Origin of the sequence: Glutamicibacter sp. ZJUTW, assembly GCF_008370855.1 — a bacterium.
Lineage (GTDB): Bacteria > Actinomycetota > Actinomycetes > Actinomycetales > Micrococcaceae > Glutamicibacter > Glutamicibacter nicotianae.
Map to the genome: position 1 here is coordinate 687,900 of NZ_CP043624.1, position 26,879 is coordinate 714,778.

Sequence of the window (26,879 nt, forward strand, 5' to 3'; positions counted from 1 at the left end):
GACGGCTACGAGCTATTGCGCTATTTTGTGCTGGTGAAGCGGGATTTTTCTTCAGACGCCAACCGTTGGTGCTGAATCACTAATCGCCGCAGCTGCTCTGCGTGTTGTGTCCGGCAGGTAAATTGTTCAACAACCTGTTGCCAAAGTTGTTCAACAACCTGTAAAGTCGTCTCCATCATATTGACCTTGTGACGGTTGTCACCACTATCGCATTGGAACGTCAGCATGGCACTTCCTGAGTCAACATCCCAAACCAGCAAGGCACGGCGCACAGCGCTGCTCGGTGCCATGTTCCTGATGGCCACCAGCGCCATCGGCCCGGGCTTCATCACCCAAACCACAGAGTTCACGGTACAAATTGGCGCGGCCTTCGCCTTCGCCATTGTCGTCTCCATCCTCGTGGACATCGCCGTCCAGCTGAATGTTTGGCGCGTCATCGGCGTTTCCGGCATGCGTGCCCAGGAACTGGGCAACAAGGTCCTGCCGGGCATCGGCTGGTTCCTGGCCGCGCTGGTCTTCATCGGCGGCATGGTCTTCAATATCGGCAACATCGCCGGTACCGGCCTGGGCCTGAACGCCATGCTTGGCGTTGACGCAAAGATCGGTGGCGCCATCTCCGCGGTCGTTGCCATCTTGATCTTCCTGTCCAAGAAGGCAGGCATGGCCCTGGACCGCATCGTGGTGATGCTCGGCGCCGTCATGATCCTGCTGATGCTGTACGTGGCAATTGTGGCAGCCCCTCCGGTGGGCGATGCGATCCGCAACGTGGTGCTCCCCGAGAAGATCGACTTCCTGATCATCACCACCCTGATCGGCGGCACCGTCGGCGGCTACATCACCTACGCCGGCGCCCACCGCATGATCGATTCGGGCACCTCAGGCGTGGAGCACGTCAAGGCGATCTCCAATACCTCCACCCTGGCGATTATCGTCACCGGCATCATGCGCGTGCTGCTCTTCCTTGCGATCTTGGGCGTTGTGGCCGGTGGCGTCGCATTGACCAGCGACAACAAGGCGGCTGAGGCCTTTGGCCACGCGGCTGGCCCGATCGGCATCCGTGCCTTCGGCGTCATCCTCTGGGCTGCCGCACTGACCAGCGTGATCGGTGCCGCCTACACCTCGGTTTCCTTCATCACAAAGCGCACCACCCCGGAGCGCACCCGCAACCTGATCACCGTGGCCTTCATCGTGGTCTGCGGCATCATCTACATGTTCCTGGGCCAGGCGCCAGCAACCCTGCTGATCTTTGCCGGAGCCTTCAACGGCCTGATCCTTCCCGTGGGATTCGCGGTGCTGCTCTGGGTCGCTTGGCGCCGCCGCGATCTGATGCACGGATACAACTACCCCAAGGTCCTGCTGGTCATCGGCGCCTTGACCTGGCTGCTCAGCGTCTATCTCGGCTGGAACTCGATTTCGGGTCTGGCAGCACTCTGGAACAGCTAGGAGAAAGGCAATCATGAAGGACTTATCGAGCCTCGGGCAGGCGGAACGTGCGGCCATGGCCCCGAGCGAGGCCCGCGAGCTGTTCCGTGCCGGACAGGTGCTCCCGACCGCGGGAATCAGTGCCGGATACGCGCAGGCAAACCTGATCATCGTTCCCCAGGAGCTGGCTTTCGATGTGCTGCTCTTTGCCCAGCGCAACCCCAAGTCTTGCCCGATCCTCGGTGTCCTGGAAGCCGGGCAGACCAGCAACGAGTTGCTGGGAGGCGGAGATATCCGCACCGACGTGCCGAAGTACATGGTTTACGAAAACGGGGTCAAGGTGGCTGAACCCACCGACCTGTCCGAGTACTGGCGTGATGATCTGGTGACCTTCATTGTCGGCTGCTCGTTCACCTTCGAGAGCGCATTGATGGAAAGCGGCATTTCCATCGCGCATATCGACCAGGGCGTGAACGTGCCAATGTACAAGACCAATATCCGCTCGCAGTCGGCCGGAGCGATGTCAGGTCCGATGGTGGTCTCCATGCGCCCGATTCCTGCCTCGCAGGTGGCCGACGCGGTGCGGATTACCTCCCGCTATCCGGCCGTTCACGGGGCGCCGGTGCATATCGGGAACCCGGAAGAGCTGGGCATCAAGGATTTGGGCGCACCGGACTTCGGCGATGCAGTGCAGATCCCGGAAGGGACGATTCCGGTGTTCTGGGCCTGCGGTGTCACTCCGCAGGCGGCAGTGATGGAGTCCCGCCCGGCGTTGGCCATCGGCCATGCGCCAGGGCACATGCTCATCACGGATATCAGGGATTCCCAGTACCAGGTTCCCTAGCCCCCATAGACTGGACGCGGCGGCCTTCCCCCAGAGGCTGCCGCGTTCATTTTTTAAGTGGTCCGCTGCTGTACCCAGGTCTGGACTTCAGCAAGCAGCTCCTGCTTGGATGCTTCATCCAGGAAGGTGGATTCAAAGGAATTGCTCGCCAGCGTGGCCAGCTGCTCGGTGCTGAAGTTGAAGCTTTCCATGAGCGAGGCGAAGTTGGCATCCATGTATCCGCCGAAATAGGCAGGGTCATCGGAATGCACCGAAACCTTCAGGCCTTTTTCGAGCATCTGCGGCAGCGGATGGTCTGCCATGGTGTCCACTGCCCGCAATCGGATGTTGGACAGCGGGCAGACGGTCAACGGCATCTGCTCCTCGACCAGGCGCTGGACCAGCGCCGGGTCATCCAGGCAGCGGATGCCGTGATCCACGCGCTCAACCTTCAGCAGGTCCAGCGCTTGCCAGATGTAGTCTGCCGGTCCTTCCTCGCCCGCGTGGGCTACGACGTGCAGACCGTGGGCGCGGGCGTAGTCGAAGACTTCCTGGAACAGTTCGGGCGGGAATCCCAGCTCCGAGGAATCCAGGCCGATGCCATCGATGTCGTGCTTCTCGGCGACCAGCAGCTTCATCAAGTCCATTGCTTCGGCCGCCGGGGCATGGCGCCAGAAGCAGGCGATGAGCTTGTGGGAGATTCCCCAGCGCTCCAGCCCCACATTCAGGCCGGCACGGATGCCGGCAATGACATCGCCCAGGCCCAGGCCGCGCTGGATGTGGGCCTGCGGGTCGAAGAACAGTTCCACATGGCGCACGCCCGAGTCATGGGCGCGCTGCAGGTAGGCCAGAGTAATTTCACGGAAGTCCTCAGCCGTGCGCAGCACCACCATGTTCTCGTAGAACAGGTCGAGGAATGACTGCAGATTGCTGAATTCGTATTTTGCGCGCAGCTGGTCAACGGAGGCGTACGGCAACTCGACACCGTTCTTTGCCGCTAGCTCCATGATCATCTCTGGCTCCAGCGTTCCTTCAAGATGGATATGCAATTCGGCTACGGGCAATTTCACGGACTCAGCGACCTTCCAAGCTGGGGAGAACGTCCTAGGCCGTAATGAAACGGCGACGGCACGCAATGGTTTCGTTAAACCATACGTCGGCTATCTATGTGCTTGCTTGGGTTGTGGTTGGCTCAGCGGCAGCAGCTGGAAAGGCATCCAGCTGCTGCTCGCGTAGGGAGGCAAGGACACCGAAAATACATCGTGGAACCGCATGGAACGGTGGCTGCAGTGGAGAATACCCGCGAAGATCCCGGAATTCGCGTCTAGGGCCACAGCGGAAGATGCGCGCTGCAGCGTCGACGGATTGAATTCTGGAAACACGGATCCACCCGCAGGCCAGTGGGAAAATCCAAAGGCGAATGAGAGGGAAATCGCAGGCAGGAAAGGCAATGACCAGCTGGAAAGCTAGTTGGAGCGATCCTCGATGTGCCTGAGCAATTCGGCTTCAGCGGTGTCGAGATAGTCGCGCAAGGTCTGTGCAGCTTCCATGCGTTTTCCAGCGCGCAGCAAGTCCAGCAGCTGCGCATTGCGCTCTACGTAGTGCGAATGGAAATCCGGGGCATCGCTCATGGCATGGAAGACCAGGCGCATGCGGGCCAGCACACGGCCCATCAGCTCCTGGAGCAGGTCGCTATCCGAGGAGGCCACCAGCTGTTCGTGGAATGCCTGGTTGGCGCTGGCCATCCGCGGCACATCGCCAGCAGCTAGTCCGGCTCGCGCCTCGGCGATGATCTCTTCCAGCCGGTCCACGTCCAGGCCTTCACCCCAGGCCAGGCAAGCCGGTTCGACGGTGCGGCGCACCGCATAGATTTCCCGTACGTCATCAGCATCCGGCGAGGCCACGAAAACACCACGGTTGGGGATGCGGGTGATGATCAGCTCGCTATTGAGCAAGGTGAAGCTTTCGCGCAAGGTATTGCGCGAAAGCCCCAGCGATTCGGCCAAGGCCTGCTCGGAAAGCTTGTCCCCGGGCAGCAGCTCGCCTTCGGCGATGCGGCGGCGCAACACGCTTGCCGCCCAAGGTCCACTGTGCGCGTGGGGAGCCTTGGATTGCTGCGAGATGCTGTTCGTGGCGTTCATGCTTCCAATTTATCCCAACTGGCCTGTGCCGTTGGACGGCGTGGCCACGACGCTAGCCGATGGTGCCCAGGGTGTCGCCGCGGCGCAGAGCCGCCCCGGCGCCCAGATCCGCGGCCTGGAAGATGCCACCGCGGTGCGCGGTGATGGTGGATTCCATCTTCATCGCCTCGACAATGGCTACGCTCTGCCCTTCGGTGACCTCGCTGCCATCTTCCACGGCGAAGCGGACCAGGTTCCCGTCCATGGTGCTGCGTACCGCGGCGGCATCCACTGCTCCGCCATCCTCATCCTGCTGCGCGGCGGTGCCGCCCCCCGAGGTATTGCGCAGGGCATTGGTCAGCGCCGCGGGAAGACCCAGCTGGACTGCCTTGCCATCGAGCTCAATGGTGATGGTCTCGCGGCTGGTGTCGCGCTGGTCCAGATCCATTTCGTCACTAGCTTCGACTTCGTTGAGGAACTCGTCCTCGATCCATGTGGTGTAGACACCCAGCGAATCGCCGTTGAACGCCTCATGCTCGATCACTGCACGGTGGAAGGGCAAGACCGTGGGGACCCCGGCAATGCTGATTTCCTCCAGGGCCAGGCGGGCCCGGCGGATGGCCTGGTCGCGGTCGGCACCGCGCACAATCAGCTTGGCGATCATCGAGTCGTAGTACGGAGGAATGACCGAGCCGCTGCGCACGCCCGAGTCCACGCGCACGCCGGCCCCGGTTGGCGCTTCGAAGCGCTCAACGGTGCCAGGTGCCGGCAGGAAGCCGCGGGCCGGGTCCTCGGCATTGATGCGGAATTCGATGGCATGGCCGGTTGGCTGCGGGTCCTCGGTAATGGACAGCGGCAGGCCGTCGGCGATGCGGAACTGCTCGGCGACCAGGTCCACCCCTGAGGTCTCCTCGGTGATCGGGTGCTCCACCTGCAAACGGGTGTTGACCTCCAGGAAGGAAATCAGCCCGTCCTGGGCCACCAGATATTCCACGGTGCCGGCCCCGACATAGCCGGCTTCCTTGCAGATCGCCTTGGCGGACTCGTGGATCCGGGCGCGCTGCTCATCGGTCAAGAACGGTGCCGGAGCCTCTTCCACCAGCTTCTGGTGGCGGCGCTGCAGCGAGCAGTCGCGCGTGCCGACCACCACCACGTTGCCGTGGGTATCGGCCAGCACCTGCGCCTCGACGTGGCGCGGCTTGGACAGGAAGCGTTCCACGAAGCACTCGCCGCGGCCGAAGGCCACGGTGGCCTCGCGGGTGGCGGATTCAAAGGCATCGGAGATCTCCTCCATGGCGTTGACAATCTTGATGCCGCGGCCGCCGCCGCCGAAAGCGGCCTTGATGGCCACCGGAACGCCGTGCTCTTCGGCGAAGGCGCGCACCTCGCTGGCATCGGCCACCGGGCCGTCGGTGCCGGGGGCCAGCGGGGCGCCGGCGCGGACCGCGATCTGCCGGGCGGTGACCTTGTTGCCCAGGGCCTCGATGGCTTGTGGCGACGGGCCGATCCAGCTCATGCCGGCATCGATGACGGCCTGGGCGAAGTTCGCGTTCTCCGAGAGGAAGCCGTACCCCGGGTGCACGGCGTCGGCTCCACTGCGCTTCGCGATGTCGATGATCTTCTCGATATCCAGGTAGGTCTCGGCCCCGGTGGAACCGTGCAGCGGGTACGCCTCGTCGGCGCGGCGCACGTGCAAGGCGTCAGCATCCGGATCAGAGTAGATGGCTACCGAAGCAATGTTCGCGTCGGCGGCAGCCCGGGCAATGCGGACAGCGATTTCGCCTCGGTTGGCGATGAGTACTTTCTTCATGGCAATTCCTTAGGCGTCAGATGCCGCGTGGCCGGCAGCGGGTTGGAGGATGAATTGGATTTTGCTTCCGGGAGGAAGCTGCGCGGCTGCGCTCAGGTCTTCGGCAATGACGGTGGCGATCACCGGATAGCCGCCGGTCACCGGGTGGTCTGCGAGAAACAGCACCGGCAGGCCGGAGGGCGGCACCTGCAGGGATCCGCGGGCCACGCCTTCGCTGGCCAGCTCGCCTTCGCGCACGCGCTGCAGCGGCTGCTGCCCGGTAGCCAGGCGGACGCCCACGCGGTTGGATTCGCTGGTGACGTCCCAGACCTGCGCGGTGAGCTGCTCAAGGCCTGCCGGGCCGAACCAGTCGGCGCGCGGACCGGGGATGACGCGCAGCGTGTACACGCCGTTCTCGTCCGGGACCGGCAGGGTGCTCGGTTCGCTGTTGCCGACAATGTGGCCAATGCGCGGGCGCTGCACCTCAAGCATGCTCCCGGCCTGCAGCGGCTCGGGGCCCAGCCCGGAGAGGGTATCGGTGGACAGCGAGCCGAGGACCGGCTCCTGCGCGATGCGCCCGCGCACCGCAAGATAGCTGCGCAGCCCGCGGCCCGTTGGCTCGACGTCCAGGCGCTCGCCGTGCAGCAGCGCGAACGGTGCGTTCATCGCCACCTGGCGCGGTGTGCGCAGCTCATCGTCCTCGGCCGGGGTGATCCACAGTTCGGCTTCGGCTCCGGAGAGCGCCAGCACCTGGTCCTGATCGGCTTCGATGCTCAGGCGGCTGCCGAGGTTCTCGATGACTGCCTGCCCTGGCTGGTTGCCCACCAGGCGGTTGGCCTGGCGGAAGGCTGCCGGGTCGGCTGCGCCGGCGGCGCCAACGCCCAGGTTGCCGTAGCCGATGCGCCCGGCATCCTGCAGCAGCGACTGCAGGCCGGGATCAAGGATCCGCAGGCCCCCGACGCCGGGATCCTGCACGGTGGCGGGCTTGGCAGCCGGTGCCTGGACGGAAATCTTTTCGGTGGCAGGGACGAACTTCACCGTGTCCTGCGGGCGGATCAGCGCGGGATTCTCGCGGTCCAGGTCCCACAGCTGCAGATCGGTGTGGCCGATCAGCTGCCATCCGCCGGGGGATTGGCGCGGGTAGACGGCCGAATAGTCGCCGGCCAGCGCCACAGCACCGGCGGGCACCTTGGTGCGCGGGGTATCCCGGCGCGGGACGTTCAGCAGCTGGTTTTCGCCCAGCAGGTAGGCGAAGCCCGGGGCGAAGCCGCCGAACACCGCACGCCATGACTGGCTGGAATGGGCCTTGATGACCCCGTCGATGCCCAGGCCGGTCAGTTCGGCCACGGCGGCCAGATCCTCGCCGTCATAGTGCACCGGAACCTCGACGATCTTGCCAGCTGCGTGCGCAACGCTGCCGATGTCCAGTCCGGGCAGCTGCTCGCTGGCCTGGGCGGCTTCTTCGGAGGTCCCGAATTTCAGGAACAGGGTTTGGGCTGCAGAAAGCAGGTCGCGCTGCCCGGGCAGCGGGTCAGCTTCCAGCGCGGCAGTGAGCGCCAGCACCGAGTCGAGCGAATCGAGGTCGACCAGCAGGTCGTGCGATCCTGCCCGGTGGATGGCGCGGATGCTCACGCGAAGCTCCGGATCTGCACTCCGGCGTGTTCCAGGCCGGCGCGTACGGCGCTGGCCATGGCCACGGCTCCGGCGGTGTCGCCGTGCAGGCAGATGCTTTCGGCAGGCATCTTGATGGTGCTGCCGTCCACGGCGACAATGGTGCCTTCGGTGGCCAGGCGGACCATGTTCTCGGTGACTACAGCCGGGTCGTGGAGTACGGCGTTGGCTTCGCGGCGGGAGACCAGGGTGCCTTCCGGGGTGTAGTTGCGGTCGGCGAAGGCTTCGGCGACGCCGTGCAGGCCGGCGGCTTCGGCCTTCTGCAGGGCAACGGAGCCGGGAAGCAGCAGCACCGGCAGGTCGGTGCCGAAGGCCTTGATGGCATCGATGACCGCTTGGGCGTGCACCTCGTGGTGCACGATGGTGTTGTACAGGGCGCCGTGCGGCTTGACGTACTTGATTTCGCTGCCGGCGCTGCGGGCCAGCGCCTGCAGGGCACCGAGCTGGTAGAGCACGTCATCGGCCAGTTCGCTGGCGGAGCAATCCAGGAAGCGGCGGCCGAAGCCTGCCAGGTCGCGGTAGCCCACGTGGGCGCCGATGGTGACCTGGGCTGCCACGGCATCGCGGCAGGTCTGGGCGATGGTGCTCGGATCTCCGGCGTGGAAGCCGCAGGCGACGTTGGCGGAGGAAACGGAGGTGAAGATGGCGGCGTCGTCGCCCATCTTCCAGTTGCCGAAGGACTCTCCGACGTCCGAATTCAGGTCTATATATGGCATTGTGATCCCCGTCTCGTGAAAACCTCTTGGTAAAAGAATGCCTCAATTTCCGTAATTGTTCAACAATCTTGACGTCGAGTTTGGAGGACAGCTCTACGAAGGACCGGAGGAATTGCCCCGAATTGCGTGCCGAACAGGAGAATTGCGCCAAGAAAGGGAAAACCCGGGGCCGGGGATTCCGTATGGAATCCCCGGCCCCGGGCCGGTCTCGTGCTGGACTGTGCGCCGCTTAGCCTTCGTCCTCTTCTTCGCCGTCGGCACCTTCATGGCCGAACGGGATGGGCGCGCTCTGCGCGTCGTCCGGATCAGGGACAGCAGTATTCTCGCCCTCTTCTTCGCCGTCGGCACCTTCATGGCCGAATGGGATGGGCGCGCTCTGTGCGTCGTCCGGATCAGGGACAGCAGTATTCTCGCCCTCTGGATCCGGGGTCTGGCGTGGTCCTGTGGTTTCGTCGTGGTTTGCGGTTCCCATGGTTGCTTCCCTTCTTCCGTGCCTTGTCTTGATGCCAGCTGGAGGGTACTGGTCCACACAGCCTAGCCGGGGGAGCTGCGTGGAGTCTGGCGCGCTCAGCGAACTATCATGTTCGCCCGCAGTGGAACGGTGCCCGCGGGCAGTATCCGCGGCGAGTCGGCCCGCTATGACAATCCGATGGCGTTGCCCTGCTCATCGACATCCATGTGCACGGCGGCCGGAACCTTCGGCAGGCCCGGCATCGTGGTCAGCGCCCCGGTGATGGCCACGATGAAACCGGCACCGGTCTTGGGAATCAGCTCGCGGACCTGCACGGTGAAGCCGCTGGCGGCGCCGAGCAGCTGCGGGTCATCGGAGAAGGAGTATTGCGTCTTGGCGATGCAGACCGGCAGGTGAGACCACCCATTGCCATTGATCTGCTGGAGCATCCGCCGGGCCTTGGCGGAGTACTCGACACCTTCGCCCCCGTAGATTTCGCGCACCAGGGCCAGGATCTTGTCCTCGACCGGTTGCTCCAGCTCGTACAGCGGGGAGAAGTTGCCCGGTTCCTCGATGGCGCGCAGCACCGTGGCGGCCAGCTCGGTGGCCCCGGCCCCGCCGTGGCCCCAGACATCGGCGATGGCGCAGGCGATGCCCTGCTGCGCGGCCCAGCTGGTGACCGCTTCCAGCTCGGCATCGGTATCCGTGGTGAAGCGGTTGATGCCGATCACCGGCTTGATGCCGAACTTGGAGATGATCGACGCGTGGCGTTCAAGGTTCGGTAGCCCGGCCCGCACGGCCTCGACGTTTTCGGTCCCCAATTCTTCCTTGGGTACCGAACCATGCATCTTCAACGCCCGGACGGTGGCGACAATGACCACCGTGTCCGGCGGGCACCCGGCGTAGCGGGCCTTGATGTCCATGAATTTTTCGGCGCCCAGGTCGGTGCCGAAGCCGGCCTCGGTCACCACTACATCGGCCAGTGCGCGGGCGGTGTTGGTGGCGATGGCGGAGTTGCAGCCGTGGGCGATGTTGGCAAAGGGCCCGCCGTGGATCAGCGCAGGAGTGCCGCCGATGCTCTGCACGAGGTTGGGCTTGATGGCTTCCTTGAGCAGCAGCGCCATGGCACCTGCCGCGCCCAGGTCATCGGCGGTGACCGGCGTTTTGGCGTAGGTGTATCCGACGGTGATCCTGCCCAGCCTGGCACGCAGGTCCGCGAGCCCGGTGGCTAGGCAGAACACCGCCATGACTTCGGAGGCGGCGGTAATTTCAAAGCCTGTTTCACGGGGAACCCCGTTGGCGGTACCGCCCAGGCCGATCACCACGTGGCGCAGTGCCCGGTCGTTCATGTCCAGCACCCGCTTGAAGGTGATGGACCGCGGGTCGATGCCCAGCGCGTTGCCTTGCTGCAGGTGGTTGTCGAGCATTGCCATGAGCAGGTTGTTCGCACTGGTGATCGCGTGGAAATCCCCGGTGAAATGCAGATTGATCTCGTCCATGGGCAGCACCTGGGACTGGCCGCCGCCGGTGGCGCCGCCCTTCATGCCGAAGCTCGGGCCGACCGAGGGCTCGCGCAAGGCGATCATGGTCTTGGTCCCGGTGGCCGCCAGCGCATCGGCCAGGCCCACCACCATGGTGGATTTGCCTTCCCCTGCCGGTGTCGGGGACATGCCGCTGACCAGGACCACTTTTCCGCGCCGGGTTCCACTGGGCAGCAGCGCCGGATCGATCTTGGCCTTGTATTTGCCATAGGGCTCCAGCGCAGCGTCCGGAATTCCGGCGGCTTCGGCGATTCGGGAGATCGGTGCGAGCACTGCCCGCGAGGCAATCGCGAGATCGCTCATGTCGGTGTCCTGCACTGCTGCCATGCTGCGTCCCCTATCTGGCGGCCCGGTGATCCGGGGATGAGGAAGACCAAGGCAATTGGTCTTCCCTGATTGGCCTTCAAGCTATCACCTTGCAGGCGAGGGGAGAAGGATGGCTGGGCAGAACCTGGAACGGAGCTTTTTCGGGAATCGGCAAGGGCGTCAGCAGTGCGCCCCTGAAGACAGCATCTGAGCAGTCACCTATTTCTGACCCGCGGTTTCAAGAACCTGCGTGCGAACCTTTCGCCTTTAGATGCGTCTGGAAGACACCGCGTTGCCGTCGAGAGTGTAATAGAACCGCATTGTCCTATTTTCATTAGCACAAGTAAGGCCTTCGAGCTGTGGAGTTATATACGAGCCCAAATTTGGAAGAACCGCAATCGCAAACGGCCCCATCAGCGCCCGTATCGAGGCCAGAATCAGAGCGCTGCCCCGTTGATAATAGATCGCTGATCTGCTGGCGACATGTCAATGTAGAAGCCAGTCGAGTCTTGCCCTGCACTGAGGGCAGGGTTGGCAACGTCAATAGCTGCCTTGGCATCTTGAACGATGGTTAGGGTCGACCCTTCCGAAAACTCGTAGTCCTTCTCAATCGTGGACGAAGTCTCGCTGACCACGGCAGGTTTTTTCGTCTGCAAGACATAGTCCAAGCCTGCTTTAATTTCTTCGCTCCGTTTCCCTGAAGCGAAGGACGAGGACTCATCTGACGTCTCGCGTGCAGTCGGGTTGGCAAAAGCCGTTCCTGCAGAGCTGGCCGACAAGGCCGTCGTGACAAGTAAGGCAGTAGCCGCTTTAGCTAAACGATTCATGGTGCGACCTTCAAGAGATTGAATGTTTCTTCTTGCGTCGCCGATCAAGCAATAAGCCGCCTCCGCAGAGCATCAGGAAAGCGACTGCGGTTGTGAGAGCAGCGAGGAGAGCGGGATTCTCTGAAGAAGCTGCTGCTGGCCATTACCCGGCAGGAGGAGGCCTTCTCGGCGGCCACCGCGCAGGAGCTGCAGCGCCGCGGGCTGCTGCCTGCCATGCCCGCCTTGATCATCGGCGAAACCCTGGCCGCGCTGTGGCGGGTGGCCTGGCAGTGCTTCGGCCAGGCGGAGCGGGCCGGGGAGCCTGCGGATCCGGTTGAGCTCTTCGATGCGGCAATGATGAATCTGGTGCTGCTGGCCGGGCCTGTGCCCGAATAGCGAAGACCAATCTTGAGTTATCGCCGATTAACTTAAATGTGACGAACTGCTTGCGGGCAGTCCAGCCCGGGATTTCAGCGAAAATGGGGGATTGCCGCGCGTATTTCTGCTGGCCGGAAAGTGTGGTGCTGGGCAAAATCAGGTAGATTTGGAACGTTGAGTTCAGGGCGGTAACACCGCTTCCGCACGACGTTCAGGGAGACGCCACACCTATGGCAAAGATTATTTACACCCACACCGACGAAGCGCCAATGCTGGCGACCCACTCGTTCCTGCCAATCGTGGAGGCCTTCGCGTCGACCGCCGGGGTGGAACTTGAGACCCGCGACATCTCGCTGGCCGGTCGCATCATCGCTACCTTCCCGGACTATGTCACCGAGGAACAGCGCATCGGTGACGCACTGGCGGAACTTGGCGACCTGGCCAAGACCCCGGAAGCGAACATCATCAAGCTGCCGAACATCTCGGCTTCGATCCCGCAGCTGAAGGCCGCCATCGCCGAGCTGCAGGCTGCCGGCTACGCACTGCCTGACTACCCGGACAACCCGTCCTCGGATGAGGAAACCGACATCCGCGCACGCTACGACAAGATCAAGGGTTCGGCAGTGAACCCGGTGCTGCGCGAAGGCAACTCGGACCGCCGCGCCCCGCTGAGCGTGAAGAACTACGCCCGCAAGTACCCGCACTCCATGGGCGAGTGGGCAGCCGACTCGAAGACCAACGTGGCCACCATGGGTGCCGACGACTTCGCTTCCAACGAGAAGTCCGTGGTCATCGACGCGGACAAGAAGATCTCGATCCGCTTCGTTGGCGAAGACGGCGAAGTCAAGGTCCTGAAGAAGCCATTCGACGTGCTCAAGGACGAAGTCATCGACGGCACCGTCATGCACGCCGCAGCGCTGTCCGAGTTCCTGAAGAACTCCGTGGCCCGCGCCAAGGAAGAGGGCATCCTCTTCTCGGCGCACCTGAAGGCCACCATGATGAAGGTCTCCGACCCGATCATCTTCGGCCATGTAGTCAAGGCCTACTTCTCCGAGCTGTTCGAGACCTACGGCAAGGAACTGGCAGCGGCCGGCCTGAACCCGAACAACGGCCTGGCAGCTATCCTGAACGGCCTGGACGAGCTGTCCGACGAGGTCCGCGCCGGCGTCGAGAAGCTGATCGCCAAGGGCCTGGAAGAAGGCCCGGCAGTTGCCATGGTCGATTCCGACAAGGGCATCACCAACCTGCACGTCCCATCGGATGTCATCGTTGACGCTTCCATGCCAGCCATGATCCGCCTGGGCGGCAAGATGTGGGATGCCAAGGGCAACACCGCAGACACCCTGGCCGTGCTGCCGGATTCCTCCTACGCAGGCATCTACCAGGTGGTCATCGATGACTGCCGCGCCAACGGCGCCTACGATCCGACCACCATGGGCACCGTGCCGAACGTCGGCCTGATGGCCCAGAAGGCCGAGGAATACGGCTCGCACGACAAGACCTTCGAACTGGCAGCCAACGGCCACGTGCAGATCGTCGACGAGAACGACACCGTGCTCATCGAGCACCAGGTCTTCGCCGGCGACGTCTGGCGCGCCTGCCAGACCAAGGACGTTGCCATCCGCGACTGGGTGAAGCTGGCAGTGAACCGCGCCCGCGCCTCCCAGACCCCGGCAGTGTTCTGGCTGGACGAGAACCGCGCCCACGACGCAGTGCTGATCAGCAAGGTCAACGAGTACCTGAAGGAACACGATACCGATGGCCTGACCATCGAGATCCTGTCCCCGGTCGAGGCCACCAAGTACTCGATCGAGCGCATCCGCAAGGGCGAGGACACCATCTCGGTCACCGGCAACGTGCTGCGCGACTACCTGACCGACCTGTTCCCAATCCTGGAACTGGGCACCAGCGCCAAGATGCTGTCCATCGTTCCGCTGCTGGCTGGCGGCGGCCTGTTCGAGACCGGTGCCGGCGGCTCCGCTCCGAAGCACGTGCAGCAGCTGGTGAACGAGAACCACCTGCGCTGGGATTCGCTGGGCGAGTTCATGGCACTGGGCGCTTCCTTCGAGCACCTGGCAGTGACCACCAACAACGCCCGCGCCCAGGTGTTGGCAGACACCCTGGATGCAGCTACCGGCACCTTCCTGCTGGAAGACAAGTCGCCAAAGCGCAAGGTGGGCGAGCTGGATAACCGCGGCAGCCACTTCTACCTGGCCAAGTTCTGGGCAGAAGAGCTGGCCAAGCAGGACAAGGATGCGCAGCTGGCTTCCGCGTTCGCCGAGGTTGCCAAGGTGCTGGACGAGAACGAGCAGGCTATCGTGGCCGAGCTCGCCGAGGTCCAGGGCCAGGCCGTGGACATCGCTGGCTACTACCGTCCGGACGAGGCCAAGACCTCCGCTGTGATGCGCCCGAGCGCCACGCTGAACAAGGCTCTGGAACTGCTGACCAAGTAGTCTCTTGAGCTAAACAGGCAGGCGCCGTTCCCTTATCGGGGAACGGCGCCTGCCTGTTTTAACGTTCTGCGGGTGTTTCCGCCAGCGGCACCGGGAAGTTCGTAACGACCCCGGGGTCGCTGCATTCCGCGGCTCTGGCCAGCAGCGCCGCCACGATCTCCCGATCCCGCGCTGGATCACGCACAATCTTGCCTTTCTTGTGGAAGAAGTCGCGGTAGTCGATGACCAGCAACGTCAATCCGTGCTGCGGAATCAGCGCCGCTTTGCGGGCATCGTAGAGCTTGCGCTGCGCCCCGCGCAGCATGCCGGCGGAGGTCATCTTGTTGTCGAAGAACGGGACGGATTCAGAATGCTGCCGCTCGTGGTACTCCACCACCAAGCCCAGCTCCTCGAAATAGCCGTCAACTGGCAGCGCCTTGCGTTTGCCGTTCTTCAGTGATGGATCGCCGAGCAACCAGTCAAAGGTCTGCTTGCCCGAAAAGGGTATTCCCAGCACCTCGGCGCACAGCTCCAGAACATAATACTCATCGCGCTGCCCGGGCTTGGCCAGCGCAGGCGGTACCGCGGGTTCCGGCCGATAGCTCGGCGGTGCCGGGAAGCGGCGGTTACTGCCCCACCCCAGTTCCCATCCCTCGGAATCATCGAAGTAGTCCGCATACGCCACCGGCAACTCGTCGAGCCGGGTGACCTGCGAGAGCAGCTGCGCGTACCAGCGCACGTAGTCCAGGTTTCCGGTCTCGCCCGGGGTGCTGCGCTGTAGCGAGGGCATGGCTTCGAGGATTGCTTCTGCGACGCTCACGCGGCTGACATCCTCGGGCATCTGCACGTCGTTGTTGAAGACATTGTCCCCGGCGGTGCTGTAGACGCAGGATTCCTCAGAATTGAACGGGTCGCCGAATTTGTCCTCGGGGTTCCATTCGGTGACGTTGTGGATGACGATCCGCCACGCGGTGCCCGAGGCATTGATGCCGGGCAGGATCCGCAGCCCGAGGTAGCCCAGCCGGTGAAGCAGGCCGACTGCTTCCATGATTCTGAGGGGAAGTTGCGTGTCCACTGTGCTCCTTGCCGTGGGGGTGATGTCGTTACCACGATCATGCCATGGCGCACCGACATTTCGGCCTGGGTATCGGGCGGGCGCGAGACCGAGCTCGCCCAGGTGCCCGCACCAGAACACTCGGCCCGGGGCTAAATCGTAGGTGCCAGTCGATAGTATCGCCTGACATCACCAAAACAGGCAGGAGGAATCTCAATGCTGGTGTCAGTTCCACGTCCGCAGATGCCCGTTGCGCTCGAACCGGATGGTGTGCGGAGGTTGGCCGGCGCACAGCGGCAGCCGCAGCCTTCACGGCTGATCGCCGTTCTCGAACGTTCAGCGTTCATTCGAGATGCCCACGGTAAGAAGCAGCAGTACGTTCCATTTGCGGAGCGGATTGTCGAGGAAAAGCACCTCGCCCAGCGAAGCACGCACGGTCTCCACTTCGATTTTGCGCTGACCTTGTGCGATTTCGTGAACCGTCCATTGCTGACTCTCACGGGCACTGCTGTCAACGGGGAATTGGACCAGGCCATCCTGCAGGCTATCGCGGAGTACGCCGGTACCTGCAAAATCTCGCAGCCGTCATCGATCGACCTGTTGGTCCCGGACCATGACGATCTCGGATTGGCAGAATTATCGCTGAATCCCGTTTTCTGCCTCAATCCGTCGTGGCAATTCGGGCTGGATCTGGGCGTTGCCAACGAGGCCAATAGCCAAGCGCTGGCCCCGCTGGTACAGGACTACACGGCGAACCTTCCAGTCATTGCCTATACGGACGGATCGGTGCCGCGGAACAGGAAGTTCCGCAGCGCTGGAGCGATGGTGACCTCGCAAGGACATTGGGCCTGCGCAATTTCGCCGAAGCACTACGTCCAGGACACCCTGCTGGCAGAAACCACAGGCGCCCTGCTGGCGCTGACCCACGCCCCGCTCGAATCGGACCTGACCATTTTCAGCGACAGCCGTGCCCTGGTGAAAGCGGTCAATGATCTTGTGCAAGGACGGCAGCGCACTGTGAAAGTCCATCATGAGCTGCGCGAGAGTCTAGAACTTCGTACCGGGCGCACCCGCGCCCGCTGGGTTCGCGGACACGATGGAAATCGGCACAACGAAGCAGCCAACCGGATGGCCATCCTGATGTCGCGGCATTTCAGCGCCGGGATCAATCCGCACCTGACACAGTCGATGATGACCCAGATTGTGCGCGAGGAACTGTCCCAGCAGGCACTCGCGGCATGAAACATGCCGCGGCCTGCGGCCGGGGCCCATGAGCAGGTGAGCTACCCCGCCAGCTCGGTGCAGCACCCGGCCGCTACAGCCCCCGCCCGGCCTCCCAGAGATTGTCCGAGGTGCCGGTTAGCAGCGAATTCAACGAGACGGCTTGGGCATCGGTGAAGGAAGCAATGTAATCAACGATGGCCCGGGCCTGGCCCAGCCGCTGGATTTCATGCGGGCCGGACTGCGAGAACAGCTCTGGGGTGCTCTCGCGCAGTTGGCGGTATTCCTCGGTGGTGGCTTCCACCGAGTCCAGCAACCGTCGCGGTGCACGACCGGCATCCTCCGGGTCGTTGAGCCAGGTGTTGAAGCCTTCTGCGAGGGAACGGATAATTCGCGTTTGCCCGCGCTGGTAGACCGCCAGATCTGAACGGTCCAAGACGAAGCGGGCATGGACAAACTTGAGAACCACGACGTCATGCCACGCTTCATCGCTCAAGCGGATATGGCCGCTGCGCACATTAGGCGTGCGTTCAACGGTGATGGATTCCTGCAATCGGTCAATCCATCGCCGGGTGAAGGCGGTAACCGCGCGGTCTGCCTGCAGGCCGCCGTCGTAGGGAACCGCGAGCAAGCCATCGACGAGGTCATGGCCGACCCGTTGCACCGAGGCGCGGAATGCTTCGGGATTGGCAATCCAGGGATCCTTGGCAAGGACATGGCGCCAGGTGATTTCCAATGCATGGCCTGGCTGCCGTTGGTCCAGTTCTGGAGCCTTCAGGGCTTGGAAGCGGACGGAGCTGTCCAGCCACGCTCGCAGTTCAGCGGAGACGCTGGTGTATTGCAGAATGCCGGCTCGATAGAAATCATCGAGGTCATGAACCGCGTAGGCGATATCGTCTGCGATATCCATAACCGAGCTTTCCAGCGTCTGCTGGTATTTTCCGATGCCAGGGAAGACCGAAAGGACATCGTCCATTTCCACGGCCTCGATATCGTAGGCCGAATACTTCATAGCGCCAGCAGCCGGATTCGCGCCGACGCCGCGGGGGAGCAGCTCCGGAGCGACCGGGCCTTGGCTGCGCCATTCATTGCGCGTCCAGGGGTATTTGAGCACTGCCGCGCGTACCGCGCGAGTCAGGTTCATGCCACGCGGTGTGGCATCGCAGCTGTCCAGAGCGGTGAGGATCCGGAAGGTCTGCGCATTGCCTTCGAATCCATCAGGAAGCCCCAAGGTATCGCGGGCAACCCGGTCGAGTTCCTGCTCTCCCAGATGGCCGAAGGGCGGGTGGCCCAGATCGTGGGCCGCTGCCGCCGCCTGGACGACTACCGGGTCGCACCCTCCCAAATCGGAGATAAGTCTCCTAGTCGGTTCGTCACTTCTTCTGAGACTGATCGCGATGGAACGCGCCACAGCGGAAACCTTGAGCGAATGGGTCAGGCGGTTGTGGACCAGGGTCCCTGAACCCGCCTGTGGAATCACCTGCGTCACCGAGGACAAGCGGGAGAAATATGGGGAGAAGCGGATGCGCTCAATATCAATGCGGAAGTCATCTTCACCGGTGCGATTCCGCTCGACGATAGCGCGGTCGCGGCCGCCGGTCTGATGCGTCTGTGCTCTAGTTTCCATCGTATGAACTAGCCTAGGCGAAAGGCCGCGAGATACCACGGGATTGTCATGCGAGTTCTTTAGCGGAACTGCCTCTACCGCCAATCTTATCCGCAGGTTCCTACTGAAATAAGGCGCCTAATGAGGGCAATAAGATCAGCGAACGAGATTCAGTGGTGTCTGACCCGAAGAAAGCAACTGAACCTGTCGAGTTGCTAGTTCTGAAACCAATTCCACGAACTGTCCTGTATCACCAGCCATATGCGGGGTGATGATGCATCCCGGGGCGTTCCACAGCGCGTGGCCAACCGGCAGCGGTTCTGGGTCTGTAACGTCCAATGCAGCACGCAGTCGCCCGGACTCCAGCTCTTTAATCAGAGCTGCCGTGGCAACGATTGGTCCTCGCCCAACGTTGACCAAAAGGGCGCCGTTGTGCATCCGATCCATGAACTTCGTGCCAATCAGGCCTTCAGTTTGGGGCGTGTGGGGCAAAGCGCAGATGACTATATCCGCGGAGGGCAATAGCTGATGCACGTTTGCAAAGGAGACAACGTCGATCCCGCCGTTGATGGTGCGCGAGGTGCTGGCAACTCCCGTGATCTGTGCAGGCTTGAATGGCTTGAGCCGTTCGATAATGGCTGTGCCCACGCCTCCAACGCCAAGTACTACAACATTCGATCCGTGCAGTGATGAGGTCCAAAGCCGCGACCAGGATTCTTCCTTCTGGAGCTGATAAGCCCTGGGAAGTTCGCGCAGTGAGGCAAGAATCAATGCCAGGCAATGCTCCGCAGTTGCGTCTTCAACCGCGCCCTTGGAGTTTGAAAGCGCGACATCCTCGGACAAATGATCCAGCACCCATTCGTAGCCGATGGATAGCAAATGGACGTGCTTCAATCCAGCAATTCTGCCCACCCTCATTCGGTGCGATGGATCCACCGGTCGTTCGGTAACAAGCACGTCGGCTGCTGGCGGCTCGCCATCGTTGATATTCCACAAGACGGCTTCGACCCCGGGAATCTGCATGCTGTCGACCAAGCTCTGCCACGGAACTAATACACGCAAACCATGAATCCAATCTTGAGATGAGATAGTGCCGGGGTGGCCCGGGCTTTGAATTCCACCGTACCAAGGTGCTGAATGAAATGATCAGTTCCGCGTCCAACCTGATTTTGATGGCGGAGCAGTTCACGGAATCATTTTCCTGAGAACTTGGCCCTGCGTCTAAACTGGCAATATGACTCAGAGCATGAAGAAAAGCCGACAGGCCGGACTGGGAATGACTACAGCAGCAATGTTCATTGCCTGGACCTTGGGCCTTGTCGGAGTAGTCATGCTGATTCTTGGAGGGGCCACTGCAGCCGCGCTAGTCATTCTTGCGGCAGCGATTCTGCAAGCAGGCGCCATGATCGCCGAAGCGATATACCGCTCCGGAAGCTAGCACTCAGCAGCACCATCCGTGTAGTGCTATACCGGACCAAGGATCAACCTTCTGGACCCTGCTCAAGTTCTGCAACGAACCGTGCCAAGCGGGCAGTTCTCGTCTTCTCCGTCCGGGCAATCATCAGCTGATGCAGGATGTGATAGCGCGGTTGGGATTTCAAGGCCGCAAAGTTCTTGGCCGCCACGGCCGAGCGATCCAGCGCTTCTTGCAAATCCGGAGGAACCTGGGCGGTGGCCTGGCCTTGGTAAGCACGCTCCCACCGTCCATCTTCCTTGGCCTTCTGGATTTCCGCGAAGCCCCGTGGCCGCATGCGTCCTTGATCAATCAATTCCTGGGCGAATTCAGTGTTCTTCTGGGACCAGACAGAATTCTTCCGGCGAGGAGTGTAGCGCTGGAGGAAGGTCGTCTCATCGCGCTTGCGGCGGATGGCATCGATCCATCCGCTGCAAAGCGCCTCGGGCAATGCTTGTGCGACAGTGAGCGAGGTGGGGGAAGTCGTTCCCTTCTTTGCCACTACCAGCCAAACGCCATCGCTGGTTTCTTCATGTTCGTCGAGCCAAGCGCGCCAAGCGGTGACATCAGGAAGAATCAAAGCATCTTGTGGATCCATGGAACCTATCCTGCACCTCGTAGCCCATAGTTGCTAGAGCCTGGACTCGCCGTCGGGATGATGCCTGCCATTGCTTGCTCGAAGGACGCCGGGTCGTGGCTGGAGACCGTGGAGCAATTTCCTGCTCCGGAACATCATGAAATGACCCGTCACGAATCGTGGCGAAGAGCGCGGCCAGCCGTCGGAGGGCCAAAGCGATGAGGGCTCGACCGCTGCATTTTCCTTCACCAGTTTGTCCCCGCAGGCCTGGTCATCTCCAAGCCCAGCATCAATGCCGTCAGGCTACGTGGAGCTGGCCACCCCATGGCTGTGCGCCAGCGCGACAGCTTGGGCGCGGGAGCTGACGCCCATCTTCTTGAAGAGATTGCGCACGTGGAATTTCACCGTGTTCTCGCTGATCCCCAGCGCCTGCGAAATCGCCCGGTTGCGCTGCCCCGCAGCCAGGAGCTGCAGGACCTCGAATTCCCGGCCGCCCAGGCTCCATTCGGCGATGTCCGCCGCGTCTGACGGCGGGGCATCCAGCGGGAGCCGCACCGCGACCTCCGTGCCCCATCCGCCCATGACCTCGATCTCGATCAGCCCGTTCAATGCCTCCACGCGCCGCACGAGGCGGTCCAAGGCAGCCGCGGAGGGATCGATGCGCGCGCGTGCATCGTCGCGGACGTTGATCAGCAAATTCTCGCCGTCGCAGTCCCACTGCACCCGGATCCGCTGGATGTCTTCCTGCTCCATCATCGCCAGGGCCAGGCCGCGCACGATGGCCCGGGCGGCATGGGCCACCTCGCCGGGCAGCGCCCTGCCGTTCTTGGGCGGCTCGACGAATTGCAGGTCCACGCCGCTCAAAGTGGTCAAGGGGCGCAGGTCATCGCGCAAGCGGGTGAAAGCCGAAGCGACCGGTTCCTCCACGATGCTATTGGTGCGGTCATCCACGGTCTTGAGCCCGACCAGGGTCTTGGCCGCAAGGTCGATGGCGGCAACGCGCGCGGCCGCATCGTCCAATTGCGTGGAGCGCAAGGTCGCCAGCAGGATATCGAGGCTCGTCGCATACTGTTCCACCAGCTCGCCGGTAACCCGGACCCGCTCTGCCGAGACCGCGCGCGATTCGCGCAGATAGGACGGAGGGGCATCGGCCACCTTCTCGCGGATCCGGTTGGCGGCCAGATTCCACAGGTATTCGATCAACTCGGGCTGGCCACCGGCGGGGCGGGGCTCGATGAGCACCAGCAACGCATTGCTGGGCGGGTAGCGCAGGGCGAGGATCTCCCGCGGAGCGCCGCCGATCTCGGCACGCTCGCTCCAGCGGTTCTCACCGGGATGGGAACCGCGGATCCGATCCAGTTCCGCAATGCCCACCAGATCCGTGATGTGCTGGTCGCCGGCAAGCTTCCTGGGCCTATCGGTGCACTCCTCGGTGAAAATGGCCAGGGCCGCGCAACGGATTTCCGGAGCCAGGGCATCACGCAGGCGAACGGCGATCTGCGGCAGCGCAGCCGTGGCCAGCCGCGCGATCGATTCGAGCACCCCTGGTGCCGGTTCGGCAGCTTGCAGGCTAGGGACGATAGAGGAGTCCAGAATGCTCATGCAGGCCAGTGTGTCGCAGCTCGGGGGACCAGCCACTATCCGAAAGGATAGGTTCAACTGCCTGTAAATGGCGTAGCGGCCACCCCTTTCTGGCCGGAGAATTGACTCATGCCCATCAAAGCCTATCCGGTCCGCCGGGAGGCGCTATCGAAAGGAATGGCATGAACACCATGGCCGAACCCCTCACCGAAGCGATATCCCCGCAGGATGTGCTGGACACCATGGACCTGGTCCACTCGGAGATCGAGGCAACCGTGCGCGGCGTGAAGCCGCAGCAGGTCATCGAGCTCGCAGCGCAGCTGCGCGCGGCACCCAGGGTGTTCGTCGCCGGCGCCGGGCGCAGCGGGCTGGCCTTGCGCATGGCGGCGATGCGCCTGATGCATCTGGGCCTGGCCGTGCACGTCGCCGGGGATGCCACCACGCCGGCCATCAGCGAGGGGGACCTGCTGCTCGTGGCCTCCGGATCCGGAACCACTGCGGGCGTGGTCCAGAGTGTCCGCACCGCCCAGCGGGTCGGTGCCCGGATCGCGGCCATCACCACCGATCCATCCAGCCCCATCGGGTCGGCCGCCCACGTTCTCGTCGAAGTCCCGGCCGCCGGGAAAACGGACCACGGATCGTCCATTACCCGCCAATACTCCGGCAGCCTGTTCGAGCAGTCGCTGTTCCTGATCATCGAAATCGTGTTCCACACGCTTTGGAGCGCGGATGACGCCACCGCCCAGCAGCTGTGGCAGCGCCACGCGAACCTGGAGTAGACCGGTGCTTTGGCGCCAATACCAACCCACCACCAATAACCTCTGAAAGGGACTATCATGAAAATCCAAGTTGCCATCGATCTGCTCAGCACCGCCGAAGCGCTGGAGCTGGCTGGAAAAGTCGCCCCGTATGTGGACATCATCGAGCTGGGCACCCCGCTGATCAAGGCCGAAGGGCTGTCGGTGATCACCGCCATCAAGCAGGCCCACCCGGACAAGACCGTCTTCGCGGACATGAAGACCATGGACGCCGGGGAACTGGAAGCGGATATCGCTTTCGCCGCTGGCGCGGATCTGGTCTCCATCCTCGGGGCCGCCGATAATTCCACGATCGCCGGCGCAGTCAAGGCCGCTACCGAGCGCGGCAAGGGCATCGTCGTGGATCTGATCGGCATCGCTGACAAGCCAGCCCGGGCCCGCGAAGTTGCTGCGCTGGGCGTCCAGTTCGTCGAATTCCATGCTGGCCTGGATGAGCAGGCGCAGCCGGGCTACGACCTGGATGTGCTGCTGAGCGCTGGCACGGCATCCCAGGTGCCGTTCTCGGTGGCTGGCGGCGTCAGCATCAGCACGATCGCGAACGTCCAGAAGTCCGGCGCGCAGGTAGCCGTAGCTGGCGGCGCCATCTACTCCGCCGCCGACCCGGCGCAGGCAGCCAAGGAACTGCAGGCCGCGCTTGCCTAGACGCAGTTCCCCGTGGGGTCGTGAATACGATCTGACGGAGCAAGGCCGCCGATCCTAGTGTTCACAATGTCCAGAGGAACTACAGTTAGCAGGACCTTGGCTAGAGACTGCTCGGACAGTTCTGGGACAGCCTGGCTCCAGGCCATGGCTCTGCCGGTCAGTGCCATTGGCGACCCCACCGAGAGTAGCCAATAATCGACATCGTGCACATTGGGATGGGTGCGCGAAAGCGTTAGCCGGTGGACGTTAAAGCACTCCAGTGCCGGGACAATATCCCGGCCCTGGTGTGCAGGAAAGAGTTCCGGGGACTAGTAGAGCTTGTTGGCTCCACCATCTGCCATGAGAGTTTGGCCGGTGACGTACTTGGCGTCATCCGAGAGCAGGAACGCGACCACTGGTGCGACGTCGGCTTCCGGATCGCCGAAGCGGCCCAGCGGAACCTTGGCCAGCGACTGCTTGTACAGGTCTGGGAAGGCCTCGCTCCAGGCCTTGACGCCGTCGGTCAGCGCCATGGGGGAGGCCAGTACACCCGATAAGTAAATAACCGGCTAAGTGAGGGGCAACCAAGCCCCTCACTTAGCCATATCCCCAGAACACCAAGGACAATAAAACCTATGACTAGCGACCCCAGTATCTGGGAAAGAAACCTGCAAGCGGACACTGAGCGGTTGCAGAAATCGCGCGCGGCGGCCTCCGCCGCCAGCTCCCCCGGCCGCCGCGCTCAAACCTCACCCCCGGTACCGAACCCCTGGGACGTTTTCACTCACCAGAGCAAACCCTATCGAGTGATGCGGCTACAGCCCGGAGACTACCCAGGCCACCCCATCCAGCCACATCAAGCCGTAACCGCTCTCATTCATACGCCCACCGGAACCCCACAAATTCACGGACAGGCCACCGCCCGCACCCCGCACTTAGTGCACGTGGTCTGGGAGGACGAGAAAGGGGAGACATACGGGACGTGGCTGCCGCACTTGTCGGTCACGTTCGATAATCTTCCCCCGTACCTCACCACCGAAGGACAGCAACCATGACTCGCAACGCCTCAGAGACTTTCGATGACCTCAAAGCCCTGGCCAACGAGCTGGAAGACCTCGCCGCTACCGGACGCATCACTATGAGCACCGACTCGTGGAACAAAGACTATCCCGACACGAAACCAGCCGTCGCCCAAGCCCTGGCCGCGCTACAGGTCGCGATCAACGCGACCTGCTGGATGGAAACCCTGCCCGAAGCCGAAGCGAGCGCGACGAAACCGGGGCAGCGCGGTTAAGCCTCCTGTCCACCTGCGCACAGCAAAAGCTCAATCGCTGAGCTGCTTTTCCTGCACCCACGTGGACAGCAGGAACCAATCGACCGCCCGCACACAAGCCACAAGCTGCGGTACCTGAGTTCGCCTACGACGGGGGATCGTGGCCCGTGCACGGCCTCTGCAACGCTGTGAGCACTACTGGCGATCTTGAAGATCGTTATCCTGGGACTACACAACCCGGTCGAATGCAACGGAGAAAAGTTGAATACGCGAAATCAGAATTACTGGCTTACTGCACTAGTAGGCAGCTCTCTCGTTTTTGTGTGTGCGGTGATCGCACTCATCAACCTCGGGATGATCGCTGATGAATCTCACCTCGCAAATGTTCCCAGTACGCCTCTGTGGCTTATGCTCTGGACTGGGCTGCTCGGATTGATCATTACCCTTCCGGGATGGCTTGCACAGCGAAAAGTTGCCTAGAACCTCTTCGCAAATCAGCGGTAACCTCTAACTATCTGATCCCAAAGAAACACTCCCGGGGTTAGGCCGCTTTGACGGTCAGCAGCTCACGCCAGTGCGTGGTGTAGCGCGGACTCATCATCTCCCGCCGCATCTCCCACGCCGGCCCCTGCTGTAGGCCGGCACGGTCTAAACCGATGGACTTCACACCGTGCTCGGAACGAATCTGCTGGATCAGCGGGCCAATCTGTTTCGCCTCATGCGCTGACACGAACGGATCAAAAGTTTCCTGCATGGCTAACGGTTGAAGATCCATCACCACCACCCCCGCCCGCGCATATTTCACCCCGACCAATATCTGGGGGAGCAGCTGCTTCGCTGCGCGGGTGAGCACCACCGGATCAGCCGTTGGCCCTGGCAGTTTCACCGTGATCGCTGGCTGGTGATCCTGGTGCTGGTTGTAGTAGCTGGTCATCGCCCACGCAGAGAGGATCTTGGCCTGTTTCTGGTGCTTATGCAGCCGTGCGGAGGCTTGCTGCGCATAAATCCCCATCACCTGCTCCATGCCCACCCGATCAGTGATCGGATCGGAGAAGCTACGGGAGAAGATCAACTGATCCTTGATCACCCGTTCTTCTTCCATCGGGATGCAGGGAATCCCGCGCAGCTCTAGCACGGTGCGCATCTGCACAATGGAGAACTTATCCCTGATCCGCACCTCGTTCGCATCGCGCAGGTCTTTAGCCGTCCAGATCCCTAACCCGCGCAGCCGCTTGGTCAGCCGCGGGCCGATACCCCACACCTCCACCACCGGTAGACGCGCCAATAGGTTCTCGGTGGTCTGTACTGGGGCGCGATCCCACACGCATACCCCGCCCAGTTCTTTGATGTGTTTGGCGGTCTTGTTCGCCATTTTCGCCAGCGTCTTGGACTTGGCGATCCCCACACAGACGGGCAACCCGGTCAGCCAGAACACCTCCGACTTGATCTGGTCTCCCAGGGTTTGCAGCTGATCCGGGGTGCCGGACACGCCCAGGAACGCTTCGTCGATGGAGTAGACCTCTACCCAGGCCGAGAAGCGGCCTAAAAGCTTCATGACGCGGGCGGACATTTCCCCGTACAGCTCGTAATTAGAGGACTTCGCAACCAGTCCGAGGCGGTCAGCGTCGGCCGCGAGTTTGAACCAGGGCGCCCCCATCTCAACGCCGAGCGTTTTGGCTTCGCTGCTGCGCGCGACCGCGCAGCCATCATTATTGGACAGCACGATCACCGGGCGGGCTTCGAGTTTCGGGTCAAAGACCCGTTCGCAGGAGACATAGAAGCTATTCACATCCACGTGCGCGATGTATTCGCCCCGCAGGTGAGGGTTGGGGGAGTCTAGAGGTGATGGAGGCATGTGGTGGCCACACCCCAGATCCTAAAATCCGACAGTTCTGCCACGTGCAGGTCGGGGTAGTCCGGGTTCTCTGCCTTGAGCACCACCCCGGCAGGGCCAGTAGAGAGCCGTTTGACGGTCATCTCCCCGTCGATCACTGCAATCACCACATGCCCATCGCGTGGCTGCACACTGCGGTCAATGATCAGCTCATCCCCATCACTGATCCCCGCGCCCTACATCGACTCACCAGACACCCGCACAATGAACGTGGAGACCTGATCACGGATCAGCATCTCGGAGAGATCAATCTTCGTATCTGAGTAGTCCTGGGCGGGGGAAGGATAACCGGCCGGGACACGGTCCAGGGCCATAGCGACCACCCG

The 26,879-nt window shown here is 62.5% G+C and carries 25 protein-coding genes and 1 pseudogene; 9 read left to right on the forward strand and 17 right to left on the reverse strand.

Annotated elements, in window-relative coordinates; translation table 11 throughout:
* Positions 1 to 20: 20 nt before the first annotated feature.
* On the reverse strand, positions 21 to 227 hold the full coding sequence (locus F0M17_RS03315) for a hypothetical protein (protein WP_073706541.1): 207 nt from the start codon (positions 225 to 227) through the stop codon (positions 21 to 23).
* On the opposite strand from F0M17_RS03315, the gene F0M17_RS03320 reads away from it, so the two are divergent.
* Together F0M17_RS03320 and F0M17_RS03325 are read left to right on the forward strand one after the other, a co-directional pair.
* A complete protein-coding gene (locus tag F0M17_RS03320; RefSeq protein ID WP_149596386.1) occupies positions 226 to 1,443 on the forward strand; it encodes an NRAMP family divalent metal transporter in 1,218 nt (405 codons plus the stop codon). The genes F0M17_RS03315 and F0M17_RS03320 overlap by 2 nt on opposite strands.
* Before the next feature lie 13 nt (positions 1,444 to 1,456).
* On the forward strand, positions 1,457 to 2,266 hold the full coding sequence (locus F0M17_RS03325) for a putative hydro-lyase (RefSeq protein WP_038989971.1): 810 nt from the start codon (positions 1,457 to 1,459) through the stop codon (positions 2,264 to 2,266).
* A gap of 53 nt (positions 2,267 to 2,319) precedes the next feature.
* On the opposite strand, the gene F0M17_RS03330 is transcribed toward F0M17_RS03325, so the two are convergent.
* The 8 genes from F0M17_RS03330 to F0M17_RS17365 all read right to left on the reverse strand — a co-directional run bounded on the left by F0M17_RS03330 (position 2,320) and on the right by F0M17_RS17365 (position 11,714).
* A complete protein-coding gene (locus F0M17_RS03330; protein WP_149596387.1) occupies positions 2,320 to 3,315 on the reverse strand; it encodes an adenosine deaminase in 996 nt (331 codons plus the stop codon).
* Positions 3,316 to 3,711: 396 nt separating this feature from the next.
* Positions 3,712 to 4,386: a GntR family transcriptional regulator gene (locus F0M17_RS03335; protein WP_149596388.1), complete on the reverse strand. Its 675-nt coding sequence runs from the start codon at positions 4,384 to 4,386 to the stop codon at positions 3,712 to 3,714.
* Positions 4,387 to 4,438: 52 nt separating this feature from the next.
* Positions 4,439 to 6,175: a biotin carboxylase N-terminal domain-containing protein gene (locus tag F0M17_RS03340; RefSeq protein ID WP_149596389.1), complete on the reverse strand. Its 1,737-nt coding sequence runs from the start codon at positions 6,173 to 6,175 to the stop codon at positions 4,439 to 4,441.
* Between the two features lie 9 nt (positions 6,176 to 6,184).
* On the reverse strand, positions 6,185 to 7,786 hold the full coding sequence (locus tag F0M17_RS03345) for a carboxyltransferase domain-containing protein (RefSeq protein ID WP_149596390.1): 1,602 nt from the start codon (positions 7,784 to 7,786) through the stop codon (positions 6,185 to 6,187).
* Positions 7,783 to 8,541 (reverse strand): LamB/YcsF family protein, encoded by a 759-nt coding sequence (locus F0M17_RS03350; protein ID WP_149596391.1) that lies wholly within the window; start codon positions 8,539 to 8,541, stop codon positions 7,783 to 7,785. The genes F0M17_RS03345 and F0M17_RS03350 overlap by 4 nt, the downstream gene beginning before the upstream one ends.
* 229 nt (positions 8,542 to 8,770) lie before the next feature.
* Entirely contained in the window at positions 8,771 to 9,013 is a 243-nt protein-coding gene (locus F0M17_RS03355; protein ID WP_149596392.1) for a hypothetical protein, read from the reverse strand.
* Positions 9,014 to 9,177: 164 nt separating this feature from the next.
* Positions 9,178 to 10,860 (reverse strand): formate--tetrahydrofolate ligase, encoded by a 1,683-nt coding sequence (locus F0M17_RS03360; protein WP_149596393.1) that lies wholly within the window; start codon positions 10,858 to 10,860, stop codon positions 9,178 to 9,180.
* Between the two features lie 416 nt (positions 10,861 to 11,276).
* Positions 11,277 to 11,714 carry a hypothetical protein gene (locus tag F0M17_RS17365; protein WP_168201937.1) on the reverse strand — a complete coding sequence of 146 codons (438 nt, stop codon included), beginning with the start codon at positions 11,712 to 11,714 and terminating at the stop codon, positions 11,277 to 11,279.
* A 165-nt stretch (positions 11,715 to 11,879) separates the two neighbouring features.
* Here F0M17_RS17365 and F0M17_RS17370 point away from each other — a divergent pair, with 165 nt between their 5' ends.
* Positions 11,880 to 12,041, forward strand: a complete 162-nt coding sequence (locus tag F0M17_RS17370; protein ID WP_168201938.1) for a hypothetical protein — start codon at positions 11,880 to 11,882, stop codon at positions 12,039 to 12,041.
* 212 nt (positions 12,042 to 12,253) lie between these two features.
* Positions 12,254 to 14,476 (forward strand): NADP-dependent isocitrate dehydrogenase, encoded by a 2,223-nt coding sequence (locus tag F0M17_RS03370; protein ID WP_149596394.1) that lies wholly within the window; start codon positions 12,254 to 12,256, stop codon positions 14,474 to 14,476.
* Between the two features lie 58 nt (positions 14,477 to 14,534).
* Here the strand turns inward: F0M17_RS03370 and F0M17_RS17580 are convergent, their stop codons facing one another.
* Positions 14,535 to 15,530 carry a hypothetical protein gene (locus tag F0M17_RS17580; RefSeq protein ID WP_210416691.1) on the reverse strand — a complete coding sequence of 332 codons (996 nt, stop codon included), beginning with the start codon at positions 15,528 to 15,530 and terminating at the stop codon, positions 14,535 to 14,537.
* A 195-nt stretch (positions 15,531 to 15,725) separates the two neighbouring features.
* On the opposite strand from F0M17_RS17580, the gene F0M17_RS03380 reads away from it, so the two are divergent.
* Positions 15,726 to 16,751 carry an RNase H family protein gene (locus tag F0M17_RS03380; protein WP_149596395.1) on the forward strand — a complete coding sequence of 342 codons (1,026 nt, stop codon included), beginning with the start codon at positions 15,726 to 15,728 and terminating at the stop codon, positions 16,749 to 16,751.
* Between the two features lie 73 nt (positions 16,752 to 16,824).
* Here F0M17_RS03380 and F0M17_RS03385 read toward each other — a convergent pair whose 3' ends face one another.
* Positions 16,825 to 18,357, reverse strand: coding sequence for a deoxyguanosinetriphosphate triphosphohydrolase family protein (locus tag F0M17_RS03385; protein WP_149596396.1), 1,533 nt, complete (start codon positions 18,355 to 18,357; stop codon positions 16,825 to 16,827).
* 135 nt (positions 18,358 to 18,492) lie between these two features.
* On the reverse strand, positions 18,493 to 19,359 hold the full coding sequence (locus F0M17_RS03390) for a 2-hydroxyacid dehydrogenase (RefSeq protein ID WP_149596397.1): 867 nt from the start codon (positions 19,357 to 19,359) through the stop codon (positions 18,493 to 18,495).
* Positions 19,360 to 19,612: 253 nt separating this feature from the next.
* Between F0M17_RS03390 and F0M17_RS03395 the strand changes: the two genes are divergently transcribed.
* The gene (locus tag F0M17_RS03395; RefSeq protein WP_210416692.1) at positions 19,613 to 19,774 is read left to right on the forward strand and encodes a hypothetical protein; all 162 of its coding nucleotides are present in this window, start codon (positions 19,613 to 19,615) and stop codon (positions 19,772 to 19,774) included.
* Between the two features lie 43 nt (positions 19,775 to 19,817).
* Here F0M17_RS03395 and F0M17_RS03400 read toward each other — a convergent pair whose 3' ends face one another.
* Together F0M17_RS03400 and F0M17_RS03405 are read right to left on the reverse strand one after the other, a co-directional pair.
* Positions 19,818 to 20,387, reverse strand: a complete 570-nt coding sequence (locus tag F0M17_RS03400; RefSeq protein WP_149596399.1) for a YdeI family protein — start codon at positions 20,385 to 20,387, stop codon at positions 19,818 to 19,820.
* Between the two features lie 282 nt (positions 20,388 to 20,669).
* Complete coding sequence (locus F0M17_RS03405) at positions 20,670 to 21,968, reverse strand: LuxR C-terminal-related transcriptional regulator (protein WP_149596400.1); 1,299 nt, start codon at positions 21,966 to 21,968, stop codon at positions 20,670 to 20,672.
* Positions 21,969 to 22,129: 161 nt separating this feature from the next.
* Between F0M17_RS03405 and hxlB the strand changes: the two genes are divergently transcribed.
* Together hxlB and hxlA are read left to right on the forward strand one after the other, a co-directional pair.
* Entirely contained in the window at positions 22,130 to 22,726 is a 597-nt protein-coding gene (hxlB, locus tag F0M17_RS03410) for a 6-phospho-3-hexuloisomerase (RefSeq protein WP_149596401.1), read from the forward strand.
* A 57-nt stretch (positions 22,727 to 22,783) separates the two neighbouring features.
* On the forward strand, positions 22,784 to 23,407 hold the full coding sequence (hxlA, locus tag F0M17_RS03415; protein ID WP_149596402.1) for a 3-hexulose-6-phosphate synthase: 624 nt from the start codon (positions 22,784 to 22,786) through the stop codon (positions 23,405 to 23,407).
* A gap of 308 nt (positions 23,408 to 23,715) precedes the next feature.
* On the opposite strand, the gene F0M17_RS03420 is transcribed toward hxlA, so the two are convergent.
* Positions 23,716 to 23,919 (reverse strand): SDR family oxidoreductase, encoded by a 204-nt coding sequence (locus F0M17_RS03420; RefSeq protein ID WP_041648428.1) that lies wholly within the window; start codon positions 23,917 to 23,919, stop codon positions 23,716 to 23,718.
* Between the two features lie 518 nt (positions 23,920 to 24,437).
* Between F0M17_RS03420 and F0M17_RS03425 the strand changes: the two genes are divergently transcribed.
* Positions 24,438 to 24,680, forward strand: a complete 243-nt coding sequence (locus F0M17_RS03425; RefSeq protein WP_149596403.1) for a hypothetical protein — start codon at positions 24,438 to 24,440, stop codon at positions 24,678 to 24,680.
* Between the two features lie 520 nt (positions 24,681 to 25,200).
* On the opposite strand, the gene F0M17_RS03430 is transcribed toward F0M17_RS03425, so the two are convergent.
* A complete protein-coding gene (locus tag F0M17_RS03430) occupies positions 25,201 to 26,514 on the reverse strand; it encodes a Y-family DNA polymerase (RefSeq protein ID WP_149596404.1) in 1,314 nt (437 codons plus the stop codon).
* Positions 26,496 to 26,867, reverse strand: a pseudogene (locus F0M17_RS03435) (LexA family protein). Before F0M17_RS03435 ends, F0M17_RS03430 begins: the two are co-directional and overlap by 19 nt.
* Positions 26,868 to 26,879: the final 12 nt, after the last annotated feature.

Coding starts and splice junctions, on each gene's coding strand:
- F0M17_RS03320 (WP_149596386.1), top strand. CDS start 226: ATGGCACTTCCTGAGTCAACATCCCAAACCAGCAAGGCACGGCGCACA.
- F0M17_RS03315 (WP_073706541.1), bottom strand. CDS start 227: ATGCTGACGTTCCAATGCGATAGTGGTGACAACCGTCACAAGGTCAAT.
- F0M17_RS03325 (WP_038989971.1), top strand. CDS start 1,457: ATGAAGGACTTATCGAGCCTCGGGCAGGCGGAACGTGCGGCCATGGCC.
- F0M17_RS03335 (WP_149596388.1), bottom strand. CDS start 4,386: ATGAACGCCACGAACAGCATCTCGCAGCAATCCAAGGCTCCCCACGCG.
- F0M17_RS03340 (WP_149596389.1), bottom strand. CDS start 6,175: ATGAAGAAAGTACTCATCGCCAACCGAGGCGAAATCGCTGTCCGCATT.
- F0M17_RS03350 (WP_149596391.1), bottom strand. CDS start 8,541: ATGCCATATATAGACCTGAATTCGGACGTCGGAGAGTCCTTCGGCAAC.
- F0M17_RS03355 (WP_149596392.1), bottom strand. CDS start 9,013: ATGGGAACCGCAAACCACGACGAAACCACAGGACCACGCCAGACCCCG.
- F0M17_RS03360 (WP_149596393.1), bottom strand. CDS start 10,860: ATGGCAGCAGTGCAGGACACCGACATGAGCGATCTCGCGATTGCCTCG.
- F0M17_RS17370 (WP_168201938.1), top strand. CDS start 11,880: ATGCCCGCCTTGATCATCGGCGAAACCCTGGCCGCGCTGTGGCGGGTG.
- F0M17_RS03370 (WP_149596394.1), top strand. CDS start 12,254: ATGGCAAAGATTATTTACACCCACACCGACGAAGCGCCAATGCTGGCG.
- F0M17_RS03380 (WP_149596395.1), top strand. CDS start 15,726: ATGCTGGTGTCAGTTCCACGTCCGCAGATGCCCGTTGCGCTCGAACCG.
- F0M17_RS03385 (WP_149596396.1), bottom strand. CDS start 18,357: ATGGAAACTAGAGCACAGACGCATCAGACCGGCGGCCGCGACCGCGCT.
- F0M17_RS03390 (WP_149596397.1), bottom strand. CDS start 19,359: ATGCAGATTCCCGGGGTCGAAGCCGTCTTGTGGAATATCAACGATGGC.
- F0M17_RS03395 (WP_210416692.1), top strand. CDS start 19,613: ATGACTACAGCAGCAATGTTCATTGCCTGGACCTTGGGCCTTGTCGGA.
- F0M17_RS03400 (WP_149596399.1), bottom strand. CDS start 20,387: ATGGATCCACAAGATGCTTTGATTCTTCCTGATGTCACCGCTTGGCGC.
- F0M17_RS03405 (WP_149596400.1), bottom strand. CDS start 21,968: ATGAGCATTCTGGACTCCTCTATCGTCCCTAGCCTGCAAGCTGCCGAA.
- hxlB (WP_149596401.1), top strand. CDS start 22,130: ATGAACACCATGGCCGAACCCCTCACCGAAGCGATATCCCCGCAGGAT.
- hxlA (WP_149596402.1), top strand. CDS start 22,784: ATGAAAATCCAAGTTGCCATCGATCTGCTCAGCACCGCCGAAGCGCTG.
- F0M17_RS03420 (WP_041648428.1), bottom strand. CDS start 23,919: ATGGCGCTGACCGACGGCGTCAAGGCCTGGAGCGAGGCCTTCCCAGAC.
- F0M17_RS03425 (WP_149596403.1), top strand. CDS start 24,438: ATGACTCGCAACGCCTCAGAGACTTTCGATGACCTCAAAGCCCTGGCC.
- F0M17_RS03430 (WP_149596404.1), bottom strand. CDS start 26,514: ATGCCTCCATCACCTCTAGACTCCCCCAACCCTCACCTGCGGGGCGAA.